Below are 12,782 nucleotides of genomic sequence, written 5' to 3'. Positions count from 1 at the left end.
CGCTCTTCCGATCTTCAACGCAGTAGATAAAGCGGCAACGGATGTTGCTCAATATTTTGACAAATCGGTCACTAAAGTAAACGCTTCTCTAGGTATTGAACAAGAGTATTTCTTGGTTGACCTTTCCTTATATAATGCTCGTCCAGATCTTCAGTTAACGGGCCGTACGTTATTTGGCCACATGTCGGCCAAAGGCCAACAATTGGAAGACCACTATTTTGGTGCGATTCCAGAGCGCGTATTAGCGTACATGGTGGACTTGGAAAACGAAGCGCTAAAATTAGGTATTCCTTTAAAGACTCGTCACAACGAAGTTGCACCTTCTCAATTTGAATGTGCTCCAATGTACGAAGAAATCAACTTGGCCATCGATCACAACCAATTGTTGATGAATGTCATGGAACAAGTTGCTTTAAGACACAACTTCAAAGTATTGTTGCATGAAAAACCATACTCTGGTGTCAACGGATCTGGTAAACACAACAACTGGTCTTTAATCACAAATACTGGTGTAAATTTATTATCTCCTGGAAAAACACCTAAAAACAATTTGATGTTCTTGACTTTCTTCGTCAATACCATCAAAGCTGTTTATGAATACGCTGATTTGATGCGCGCTTCTATCGCTAGTGCAAGCAACGATCACCGTCTGGGTGCAAATGAGGCTCCACCAGCAATTATTTCAATTTTCTTAGGCTCTCAATTGGATGAGCTTTTGGAAGAAGTTGAATCTGCTCGTGTTGCTAAAAAAGTAAAAGCAGAGGCAAACTTATGGCATGGTATTCCTAAAGTTCCTGAATTAAAACTGGACAATACAGACCGGAACCGTACTTCACCATTTGCCTTTACAGGTAACAAGTTTGAATTCCGCGCTGTTGGTTCTTCTGCAAACTCCGCTTTACCGATGACCGTGTTGAATGCGATCGTTGCAGCGCAATTGATCGAGTTCAAAACAGAAGTAGATAAACAAATCAAAAAAGGCACGAAAAAAGATCTTGCGATCTTAAATGTTGTCCGCAAATACATCAAAGATTCAAAAGCTATCCGCTTTGAAGGCAATGGATACAGCGAAGAATGGGAAAAAGAGGCCGAAGCACGTGGTCTTTCTAACATCAAATCGACACCTAAAGCATTAGATGTTTATGTAAAAGAAGAATCTTTAGCCCTGTTTGAATCACTAGGTATTTATACCAAACGTGAATCAGAAGCTCGCCACGAAATTTTGCTTGAAAACTTCTATAAAAAATTACAAATTGAGGCGCGTGTCATCGAAGAGATGGTTAACAACCAAATCGCCCCGGCATGTTTCATTTATCAAAATGAATTGATTGAAAACGTCAAAGGATTAAAAGACCTGGGTCTGGCACAAGCAGCATTCAGCTCTCAATTGAACTTTGTAGAACGTATTTCAACACACGTAAATACCATCTTGGAGCAAGCTGAAGCAATGCGTCAAGAACGTAAAAAAGCAAACCAAATTGATGATGTACGTGAGAGATCAATCGCTTACGATGAATTAGTTAAACCATATTTCGATGTGATCCGTTATCATGTCAACAAATTGGAGAAAATTGTTGATGACAAAAAATGGCCTCTTCCAAAATTGAGAGAGATCTTATTTTTAAGTTAAGATAACTTCCCAATAAAACAAAAAGAGCCGGCGATATTGCTGGCTCTTTTTGTTTTAGGGGAACGTTCGTCATCTCTTGCTCCTTATCTCCTCTCACAACAATAGCTCCTATTTTTTTAATCGATTATCTTCGTCATTATTCCCTCCCTTTTTATTGGCTGACTTAATATTCATATTACCAAAACGATAAGAAACAGACAATCGGATAACCCGACTATCATATGCATTTCGTATACGATAGTATCCATTTTCCTGATAACTCGACAATCTGCGCTGGCCTCTTGTATTCAAGACATCATTTATACCCAACTTGACATTCAATTTTTTGTCAAGAAATGTTTTACCTGCACCTAGATCAATGCCATAGTAAGACTGAAAACTAAATACGCCATATACTGCTGGCGAGAAATAATTGCCCGTCAGCTCCAGGTTTGTTGTTTCCCCAATTCGGATATCATGATTGGAACTTACCTGGAACGATAACTTTTCCAATTGGCGTTGTGCTCCGGAGTGTTCATCAAAACTAAACTTATTATAAAAAGCGCTGGCATTGTTAGAAATACTCCACCATTTAAAAAGCTTAACGGGTATATTGACATTCATGTTGTAATAATCAAAATAAGCCAGATTTCGATCGGTCTGTGCAATAGCTTTGGTCTCTGAATTACTTTCTATCACCTGAGTGATTGCATCGTTGGTCCTCTTGTAGCCCAAACTCAGTAAATAGCGATCTTTAAAGGTATAATTTACTTCATACGAATTGGTATATTGTGGATTTAAATAAGGGTTGCCATACTGATACGTGTATTGATCCAAATAATACACAAAGGGATTCAATGACCCATAATCAGGGCGGTCAATACGTCTGCTATAACTCGCACCAAGCTTGTGATTATCATTAATTTGTTGCTGTACAAATATTGATGGAAAAAAATCGGTATAGGTACGTTTTGTTTGTTGCCCAAGCGTCACTGAGTTTCCTAGGGAGCTCGTATTTTCAACACGCAGTCCAGTTTGTACCGAAAACTTTCCGAACGATTTATTTAAACTGAAATAAGCTGCTGCTATATTTTCATTGTACAAAAAATGATTACTTTGACCATTATTTTGCACAAACTCGCCTTGCTGATCCTGATCTTCGTACAACAAATTATTATCTGTTTTTACGCGGCTATATTTTAACCCCGCCTCGAGTTTCGTCGTTTTATTAAAAGGATGCACAAAATCGGTTTTAAAAACTAATATTTTTGCCTTAGAAAGCATATCATTCCGGAAAATATGCGGTGATTTAAATTCTTCCCAGTTTGCGTCCAAAAAATGGTTTCCAACAGTGCTATTGTCATTATTTTTCGAATATGAATAATCCCCATTAAACGTCAATTCAGTCCCTAAGGTATCAAATGTCTTTTTGTAATTCAGATTATAAGTGAGGTAATGGTATTTAAAATCTGACAAATTACTTCCTAATACTACCGAATCAAGCTTTCCTTTTTGAGAAGCGATCAGATTGCTTCCCTCCCGTGTTGAATGACCATTGCTTACATTACCATTAACCACAAATCCAATGACCTCCTGTTTCCCCAGGTTAAAATCTGCCGCAAATTTGAAATTATGACCTCGATAGCGGAATTTCGAATAAGAATCCGAATTGAAAAAAGTCGTCCCGCTTTTGGTATCTACAGCCCTATCGATATCTAAATCATTAAAGCCTAAGGCAGTTGCATAGTTATAGGAAGAAAATAAGTTCACCCAATTGTTACGATGGTTTATGAGAAAGCCACCATCAGCCTTTGTATATTTACCCTGCCCTAAATTGAGGTTTAAACTAACATTACTTCCAAATTGCGTATTCCTCTTCGTCTTAATATTAATAATTCCTGCATTCCCTGCCGCATCATATTTTGCAGGTGGATTGGTGAGTACTTCGATCGAGGCTATTGCATTTGAAGCTGTATTTTCCAATAAGCGCGACACTTCATCTGCAGAAAGATAAGTAGGCTTACCATCAATCATGATGATCACATTACTTTTTCCACGTAGGTTGATCTTTTTGTTGTCTAAAGTTACCCCCGGGACCTTTTGCAAGAGTTCCAATGCGTTATTTCCGGTTGCCAAAATACTGTTCTCGACATTGAGCACAACTTTATCAAGGTGACTTTCAATTAATGGCTTCTTGCCAATTACCTGCGCCTCATCCAGCACTTTACTTTCCAGCTGTAATCGAATCGTATCCAGCACCTTGAAATCACCCGCACGCAGCATTATTTCCCCAGAACGATAAGTACCATAACCCACCGTGGACACCTGTAAGCTGTACTTCCCCTCGGGTATCGCAAACAACACAATTTCTCCATTTTCGTTGGATAAGGTTCCTTTTAACAAGACATCATTGGGTTTACGAAACAGTGAAATATTTGCGGCAGCAATGGGCTTGTTGTCCTGCCCAACAACGACAGTACGTAATTTCCCCCCGTCAGACTGTGCTGAAACGGGTCCGGCATTAGAACACAGGAATAAAACAATAGAAAATAAGAGCAATTTAATTTTTTGTGGTTTCATAATGTAATTTCTTTGGGCTATCGATCGGATAGTCAACTTCATAATAATGACAACAAACCTCGTGTATTCATTACACGTTGACTAGCAGAAATAGACAGGTAGTGCGATTCACTCGGTAGACAACCAAATAATATCGGTAAACCCTATCCTTCGCTGATCGCTTTTACAGCGGATAGGATCATGCGAGATAATTTTGAATCTTCTGAAACATATCGTAGGAAAATGACATCGAATCAAAATAAAAATTCAAAAAACAAATAAAATTCAAAACAAATAAATTGTATACAAAAAATATTAAGCATAATATTTGTATTTTTGCATCGAAAATTAGTAAACTGATTCATGAGCACTGTATCATTGAAGAAAAGACTCTACCGTATTTATATCCTTATAATACGATTTATGCATGGCGAGCATGCTGGAGACGCATTACGTAATGTTGCAGTCAGTATTTTGCCAAGTTTGGCGATCTATTTATTGGGAGCGCAAGCGAGCACGGCTATCGGAATCGGTGTCGGATCGTTGTTAACGACACTCACCGATCCTCCTGGCAACAGAAAAGATAAACTTTCTTCAGCTCTGGTATGTATTCCCACCTTCTTTATTGCATCATTGTTTACAGCTATTGTATTTCCCTATCATTGGCCCTTGGTTATCGTGCTAGCGTCAGCCGGTTTTATATGCACCTTATACGGCATTTTTGGAGCCCGCTATGCTGCAATTGGAAACATGACATTGATTCTCATGAGTTTTGTGATCGGAATGGCCCCACAACACCCCTTTGCGGTTAGCTTACAGATTACAACAGGGTCCATAATATATTACTTTTTTAGCCTTTTACAAGCCTATATACAACCTTATCGCTCTTTAAAACATGCCATGGCTAATGGCTTTCATGGATTGTCCCAATTTCTATTGATACGATCACAGTCTTACGATCCCGATATTCCTTTGAATATTACGTACAGTCGCGTAGGAAAAATTCATGGCCAGATCAGCGAACAGCAGGAACAAATCAGGTCTCTTCTGTTTCGAGAAAAAAAAATCATAAGCCAACAGTGGCATAAAAGCAATTATTGGCTCAGTCAGGTTTATGGATTAATTGACCTCCATGAGTTAATTATTGCGCTTGATCATGACTACGATGCAATTCGCAAAAATCTTGCAGACACGGGCAGCCTCCCCTTAATTCGTCACACAATCAAATTATTAGCGTTAGAAATCGATAGCTTTTCACAACCCAACAAGAGGTTCCGGTATGCACATCAATTATACCATAATAACTTTAAAATTAATGCCCTCTTACGGGATTTAAAAGAAATTCAAGAACAACAGGCCGATCCAGCAAAAGGTATATTATGTTCGATCATAAGCAACATCGAAGCAATTATTGATGTACTCAACAGAATCCAGGTCGCTTTTTATCAAAATCAGGAAATTCAGGATAAGATTGACACCAGCGAGTACCAACAATTTATCAGTCGACCATTACGTAATCTCGCTGATCTAAAAAGTAAACTCCATCTGAATAATCCGCTTTTTCGATTTGCGGTTCGGATGGCTCTTCTTTTTGGAACAGGTGCATTGATCGGTATTTTATTTTTGGATTTTAAATATACCTATTGGATCTTACTGACGATCGCTATTGTTGCCAGGCCAGCATTTTCAATGACAAAAACCCGTAATATAGAACGTATTGTCGGTACATTCTCGGGTATTATAGTTGGTGTGTTCTGCTTAATTTCTATTCATTTTCTTCCAGCACTCCTAACCATAGCTGCATTGGGTCTTTTTGGATTCTTTTTGTTCAACCGATCTAACTATATGGTCAGTGTCATCTTCATTACCTTGGGAATTGTGATTGCACTCAATCTGTTCGAAGGCAACATCAATCTCATTTTAGGCAGCCGAATACTTTTCACACTGATTGGAGCATTCTTGGCTATAGCGGGTTATTTCTTGATACCTGTACGCCAGAGCACAGGCATGGTTCAGCTGGCAAAAGAGGTATCCCTTTACAACGCGCATTATTTCCAGATCATCAATAACCGTCTGTCGGACGAAAGACAAAGTTCGTTTGATATACGACTGGCTCGTAAAAAGGCGCAGACCGCCATGGCCCTGTTTTCAGACGCCATTAATCAAATGAAAAAAGAACCCGAGCACAAATGGATGGATTGGTCACATATTCACCATTTTCAGGCACTCGCATATCAGGTCAATTCCCATTTGGTGGGCCTCTCGCTATCGTTAAACAAAAAGACGAATCGCCACCTCGCCTATGATATCCATAGTAGAATCGATGCGCTTAAACCTCTCCTAACAGATTTAAATCAAACTGCAGAACGGATCAATTTAAAGAAATCATAATACCCGATTGACAGTTACTTATCAAGTTTCATCGAACAATATGCGATCCGATCCGTATGTTATTCAAAATTCCTTTAACTAAAAAACAGCTTTTCTTTTGCTTTAATAAAAAAAGAGTTTATATTTGTATCGTCTTCGAAAGAAGATTTCTAATCAACACCTCCCTTAATCAGTAGGTCTTGATTTATAAAGAAGTGGCGAGAGACTGGCTCAATGACCCACTGGCAACCTTCAATTTGTTTGAAAAGGTGCCAATTCCTGTCCAAAACAATATCGTTTTGGAGCATATAAATGACATAAGACAATGATTATTAAATTACTGAAGTCCATTAAAAATTCAGGTTCAACACAAGTGAACCGCACGATAAGCGAAAGTGTAACCCATCGTACAATTGTATCGATGCGAATGCGAATGCGTATGCATATGCACTTCCATGCTTGTTAAAAATCATTTCCGTTTTCTTGGATAAAGATTTAACAGACCCTTCAAGGAGGTGTGTATGCTTCTCTTTTTACTTTGCAATTTCTTTTTGAACCCTTAAAATCTGATATATTATGTCTTCAAACAAAAATTTAAAATTCGAAACTCTTCAGGTTCACGCTGGCCAAGTCGCTGACCCTACTACGGGATCTAGAGCAGTTCCTATATATCAAACAACATCTTTTGTATTTGAAAATGCCGAACACGGCGCAAACTTATTTGCATTAAAGCAGTTCGGTAATATTTATACACGGATTATGAACCCTACTACGGATGTTTTCGAACAACGTATTGCGGCACTGGAAGGTGGAGTTGCAGCTGTTGCTGTTGCATCCGGCCAGGCGGCACAGTTTATAGCTTTAAATAATATTTTGGAAAGTGGTGACAATTTTGTTGCGGGATCCAACTTATACGGCGGTACATTCAACCAGTTTAAAGTTTCTTTTAAGCGCCTAGGCATCGAAGCTCGTTTTGCAACAGACGCCGAAGCCGATAAAATTGAAGCGCTCATTGATGATAAAACAAAAGCAATCTATGTTGAAACAATCGGAAACCCAAGTTTCAATATTCCCGACTTTGAAAAAATTGCTGCCGTAGCAAAAAAATATGACTTACCATTAATCGTCGACAATACTTTTGGAGCCGGAGGTTATTTATTTAAACCTCTGGAGTATGGTGCAAATGTGGTTGTTGAATCGGCAACTAAATGGATCGGTGGACATGGCACAAGCATTGGCGGTGTCATCGTCGACGGCGGAAACTACAATTGGGGCAATGGAAAATACCCGCAATTTTCCGAACCATCTGAAGGCTATCATGGTTTAGTATTTTCCGAAGTTTTCGGTGAAAGCGGACCATTCGGAAATATTCAATTTGCCATTCGGGCGCGTGTGGAAGGGCTCCGGGATTTCGGACCAGCACTCTCCCCTTTCAATTCATTTTTATTATTACAAGGACTTGAAACCTTGTCTTTGCGGGTGCAACGCCATGTAGACAACACTTTAGAGGTCGCAAAATGGCTTGAGGCGCATCCACAGGTAGAAAAAGTAAACTATCCGGGATTAAAAAGCTCTCCGAGCTTCGCTAACGCACAAAAATACCTTAAAAATGGCTATGGCGCGGTACTTTCTTTCCAGCTTAAAGGTGACGCAGCGCAAAAGGCCAATAGCTTTATCGACAGCTTAGAATTGATCAGTCATTTAGCCAATGTTGGTGATACGAAGTCATTGATTATTCATCCAGCAGCTACAACCCATCAACAATTGAGTGATGAAGATCAAGCCAATGCCGGAGTCTTCAAAGGCTTATTACGTCTTTCTGTAGGAATAGAGCATATTGATGATATCAAAGTTGATTTACAACAAGCTTTTGATAAAATTAAATAATCAGATTTTTTCGGCTTAAAACTTAAACGTGAAATGAGTAAGCATATATATCTGCACCCGGAGCCTTTTGTATTTGAAAATGGAAGAGAGCTTACTGATTTACAAATCAGTTATGAAACATTTGGCAAACCCAACGCAGATCGCAGCAATGTGATCTGGGTTTGCCATGCATTAACGGCCAATGCAGATGTGCTGGATTGGTGGTCCGGTCTTTTTGGAACAGGTGAGTTGTTTGATGCAAACGATTATTATATTATTTGTGCCAATGTCATAGGATCAGCATATAATAGCAGTAATCCGCTATCTGTAAACCCAGCAACCGGACAACCCTATTACCTATCTTTCCCCGAATTCACAGTGAGGGATTTGGTTCACGCACATCAAGTCCTTGCGGACCACCTGGAAATCAAACAAATAGAGATCCTTATCGGGGGGTCATTAGGCGGTCAACAAGCATTGGAATGGGCCGTATCGCACAGTATAGCCATCAACCATCTCATCGTGGTTGGAACAAATGCCGTCCACTCACCATGGGGTATTGCATTCAATGAAAGTCAACGTCTGGCCATTACAACTGATCGAACCTTTTACGCCAATCACCCTGATGGTGGAGCTAAAGGATTGAAAGTTGCACGCGCTATGGCACTGTTGTCTTACCGCAACTATACAACGTATGCCAACACGCAAAAGGAAGATGATAACGAAAAACTCGATCATTATAAAGCATCCTCCTATCAGAACTATCAGGGTGAAAAATTGGTGAAATGCTATAATGCGTACAGCTATTATTTCCTGACCAAAGCAATGGACAGTCACAATTTAGGTCGGGGAAGACGATCTATTGAATCTGCTTTGGCGAGCATTGATTGTCCAACTTTAGTCCTGAGCGTTAATACAGATTTGTTGTTTCCGCCACAAGAGCAACAATTCATCGCGCAACATGTTCCCAATGCCCATTATCAAGAGATTGAATCGACCTATGGCCACGATGGCTTTTTGATCGAAACAAAAAAACTCACAAAAATCATTAGCAGCTTTCTGCGGGAACAAAAAGAATACATAAACGAATTAGTATAAGAGAGTAAATAATATATAAGAGAATTTAAGAAGAGATATGAGTAATAAATTAACAATAGGGATGTTTGGGTTTGGTGTCGTAGGCCAAGGTCTTTACGATATCATCAAAACCAAAGATCTTAATCTGGAGATCAAGAAATTTGTCATTAAAAACGGAGATAAAAAACGCTCGCTACCAGCAGATTTATTTTCTACCGATGCCGAAACAATTTTAGGTGATCCAGAAATTAATACTGTTGTCGAACTAATCGATGATGCCGAAGCAGCATACCAACTAACTGTTCGTGCTTTGAAATCGGGGAAAAATGTGGTATCTGCCAATAAAAAAATGATTGCCAGCCATTTGGAAGAGCTGGTTGATATCCAACATGAATACGGGACCAGTTTATTATATGAAGGTGCCGTTTGCGGAAGTATTCCCATTATACGGAATTTAGAAGAATACTATGACAATGAATTACTGCATTCTGTCAGCGGTATTTTTAATGGATCTTCCAACTACATTTTATCTAAAGTTTTCAACGAAAATCAGCAATATACAGATGCTTTAAAGAAAGCACAAGAACTTGGTTTTGCAGAAACAGATCCAACGCTGGATGTAGGTGGATTTGACCCCAAATTTAAGGTATGTATTGTTGCTTCGCATGCGTACGGTATCTATGTCAAACCAGAAGATGTGTTCAATATTGGTATTGATAAATTGGGACAGCAAGATATTCGTTTTGCGAAAGAAAAGAACCTCAAGATCAAATTGATACCGACGGCAAAAGAGATCGACGGCGACAAAGTTGTACTTTATGTATTACCACGCCTAGTAGGCAAAGACAGCATGCTCTATAATGTAGAAAATGAGAACAATGGAGTATTGGTGAAAGCGGCCTTTGCAGACGAACAATTTTTCTATGGTAAAGGAGCAGGTGGCCACCCAACAGGTTCTGCTGTGCTATCGGATATCGCGGCTCTTCGCTATGGATACCGCTATGAGTATAAAAAACATTTAGAATCCAGCACATTAAATTATAGCCAAGATTATTTAATTAAGGTTTATTTGAGATATACAGATGATACACTGATTGAAAAGTTAAATTTCAGTGAAATCACAGAACGATATTACGCACCAGATTTCAAATATGTCATCGGTCATATTAATCTTCAACAAATCGCAGCCCATAAAGCTGATTTGGATCAAGAGGGCAATTTTATTGCTGAAATCGCGTAGGCAATCAACAAACCAACCTACCTTGAAAATAGCCCTGAATGGGGCTATTTTTTTATCTTATATTTAGTCACCTTTCAACTTGAGATCTAAAATCCCACCTTCCACCAAACGTTCAAAAGGAAGTTGCCAACCTTTCCACAGGCGATTATTCAACCGAACTTGATCAACAATAGAACTATTGGGTTGCTCTTTCTTCACCTGAATGATAAATTTATTTTTTCTTAATTTCTTCGGCAATTGTATCGTTACCCGATCGAAAAGTGGCGCGCCTATCTGAAGTGCGGGCTTCTCGGTGGTGAGACTTCGGACATCGAATAGGCCGATACTCGACAAGACATACCATGCTCCAAGCTGTCCTTGGTCTTCGTCTTGTCCGTAGCCATAGCCATGTATCGCATCGTTACCATAAAACTCATTGCAAATTGCCCGTACCCATTTTTGACTCAGATCAGGTCTACCAGAAAAATAGAACAGCCAAGAGATATGCAGGTTCGGTTGATTACCGTGATTATAAAGACTTTCAATCCCTGCGAAGGCGTCAATTTGTGTACCACCTCCAAACACATTCTTCTGCGACACCGTAAAGATACTATCCAACCGCTGATTGAACAGATCCTTTCCAACGAGTTTAACCAATTCTTGTGGGACATGCGGAACATAGAACGTATACTGCCATGCATTTCCTTCCTGAAATCCACGCCATGGTTCATAAGGGTTAAAGTTTGAAATGAATCGTCCAGTACTATCCTTTGGCCGCATAAACTTCGTCGTGGTATCGTACAGATTGCGCCATCCATCGGATAATTCCTGAAATTTAACATAGTCTTTTTGACGCCCCAATGATTTTGCAAATTGCGCAGCCGCTCCAGCGGAAAAAGCATATTCCAAGGTATGCGAAGCGCCAAAAGGAGATCCATTGGTCATTAATTCGGGACTGCCATGATCATCTTTTATATACGGTGAGTAGCCTTTGCGGACGAAAACTCCCACATCTAACTTTCCTGCTCCAGGCAGACGGTCCTTCGCTTCCAATTCATTTTTGCGTACCGCATCATAAGCAAGATTCATATCATAGTCACGAATACCGACATTGTAGGCCGCTGCGATTGCCAAACCCGTAAAATTAGTTCCTACACCCGAAACGTATTTACTGTTGGCAATACCGTCTCCTAACCAACCTGCATCGCGATAGACCAACAATTGACTCTGAATCCAGTCGTTGTAATAGTCTGGATACGCAATAGACCACAACTGTGTCAAATTCCAAAATGCGCCCCAGATAGCATCGGTATTATAATGATGATGAATCGGTTGCCCTTGCTTATTTAGGGCAATCTGCCCTACCGAGCCGTCATTTTTGGGATATGCACCATTTACATCGCTTGCAAGCCCACGGCCAAGTAAAGCATGATACAATCCCGTATAAAATTTAATGCGGTCGTCCGCTTTGCCCCCTTCCACCAAAATTCTTCCCAGTTCACTATTCCAGGTTTGCAAGGCATTATTCTTTGCAGCATCAAACGACATATCCTTCGCCTCTTTAAGCAAATTCAGTTGTGCGTTTTCTACAGAAGTATAAGATAAACCCGTCTTGATGTCTATTGATTCGCCTGCTTCAGTGCCAAACTTCAGATATACTCCAGCTCCTTTTCCTTTTATGCGCGTATGTTGGTCAAAAGTTATAGAATCTCTAAATGTCCCAAAAGACTTCGGTTGTTTGTTGATCTCCGCAAAGAAAAACATTTTGACCGTAGCCCCCTGCTGATATTTTTGTACATAGACAGGATTGGTAACCACATATCCCCAGACGTGCTGTTTGTCATAATTTACTTCGGCATCAACGACCGGTCCACTTTCCCCCATCACATGGCCAATATCGAAAATAAGGTTGGCTTCTTCCGTTTTTGGAAAAGTATAGCGGTGAAAACCGACACGCTTCGTTGCCGTAAGCTCAGCAAGTATATTATAATCTTTTAGCATGACACGGTAATAGCCAGAAGTGGCAAATTCATCCTTCTTGTCAAAATCGGAACGATAACCGCTTTTTGGACGATCAAGTTG

At 39.8% G+C, this 12,782-nt stretch carries 7 protein-coding genes and 1 riboswitch; of the genes, 5 read left to right on the top strand and 2 right to left on the bottom strand.

What is annotated here, in order from left to right; genetic code table 11:
- On the top strand, nucleotides 1-1,630 hold a 1,630-nt coding region (locus B2X72_RS09380; RefSeq protein WP_286849316.1), incomplete at its 5' end, for a glutamine synthetase type III.
- A gap of 108 nt (nucleotides 1,631-1,738) precedes the next feature.
- Here the strand turns inward: B2X72_RS09380 and B2X72_RS09375 are convergent.
- Nucleotides 1,739-4,189 (bottom strand): TonB-dependent receptor domain-containing protein, encoded by a 2,451-nt coding sequence (locus B2X72_RS09375; RefSeq protein WP_175441982.1) that lies wholly within the window; start codon nucleotides 4,187-4,189, stop codon nucleotides 1,739-1,741.
- Between the two features lie 342 nt (nucleotides 4,190-4,531).
- Between B2X72_RS09375 and B2X72_RS09370 the strand changes: the two genes are divergently transcribed.
- The 4 genes from B2X72_RS09370 (at nucleotide 4,532) to B2X72_RS09355 (ending at nucleotide 10,721) form a co-directional block, all read left to right on the top strand.
- Nucleotides 4,532-6,559 carry an FUSC family protein gene (locus tag B2X72_RS09370; protein ID WP_070565360.1) on the top strand — a complete coding sequence of 676 codons (2,028 nt, stop codon included), beginning with the start codon at nucleotides 4,532-4,534 and terminating at the stop codon, nucleotides 6,557-6,559.
- 181 nt (nucleotides 6,560-6,740) lie between these two features.
- Nucleotides 6,741-6,853: riboswitch (SAM riboswitch) on the top strand.
- Nucleotides 6,854-7,114: 261 nt separating this feature from the next.
- Nucleotides 7,115-8,425: an O-acetylhomoserine aminocarboxypropyltransferase/cysteine synthase family protein gene (locus B2X72_RS09365; protein WP_070565362.1), complete on the top strand. Its 1,311-nt coding sequence runs from the start codon at nucleotides 7,115-7,117 to the stop codon at nucleotides 8,423-8,425.
- 33 nt (nucleotides 8,426-8,458) lie between these two features.
- Nucleotides 8,459-9,502, top strand: a complete 1,044-nt coding sequence (locus tag B2X72_RS09360) for a homoserine O-acetyltransferase family protein (protein ID WP_070565364.1) — start codon at nucleotides 8,459-8,461, stop codon at nucleotides 9,500-9,502.
- A 37-nt stretch (nucleotides 9,503-9,539) separates the two neighbouring features.
- Entirely contained in the window at nucleotides 9,540-10,721 is a 1,182-nt protein-coding gene (locus B2X72_RS09355; protein ID WP_046674614.1) for a homoserine dehydrogenase, read from the top strand.
- Nucleotides 10,722-10,784: 63 nt separating this feature from the next.
- Here B2X72_RS09355 and B2X72_RS09350 read toward each other — a convergent pair.
- On the bottom strand, nucleotides 10,785-12,782 hold a 1,998-nt coding region (locus tag B2X72_RS09350; protein ID WP_286849314.1), incomplete at its 5' end, for a GH92 family glycosyl hydrolase.

Source organism: Sphingobacterium sp. UBA7253, assembly GCF_002472745.1.
Taxonomy (GTDB): Bacteria; Bacteroidota; Bacteroidia; order Sphingobacteriales; family Sphingobacteriaceae; genus Sphingobacterium; species Sphingobacterium siyangense.
Note: the sequence above shows the minus strand (reverse complement) of the source record. Positions and strands in the feature narration are given on the sequence as shown.

Coding starts and splice junctions, on each gene's coding strand:
- B2X72_RS09370 (WP_070565360.1), top strand. CDS start 4,532: ATGAGCACTGTATCATTGAAGAAAAGACTCTACCGTATTTATATCCTT.
- B2X72_RS09360 (WP_070565364.1), top strand. CDS start 8,459: ATGAGTAAGCATATATATCTGCACCCGGAGCCTTTTGTATTTGAAAAT.
- B2X72_RS09375 (WP_175441982.1), bottom strand. CDS start 4,189: ATGAAACCACAAAAAATTAAATTGCTCTTATTTTCTATTGTTTTATTC.
- B2X72_RS09365 (WP_070565362.1), top strand. CDS start 7,115: ATGTCTTCAAACAAAAATTTAAAATTCGAAACTCTTCAGGTTCACGCT.
- B2X72_RS09355 (WP_046674614.1), top strand. CDS start 9,540: ATGAGTAATAAATTAACAATAGGGATGTTTGGGTTTGGTGTCGTAGGC.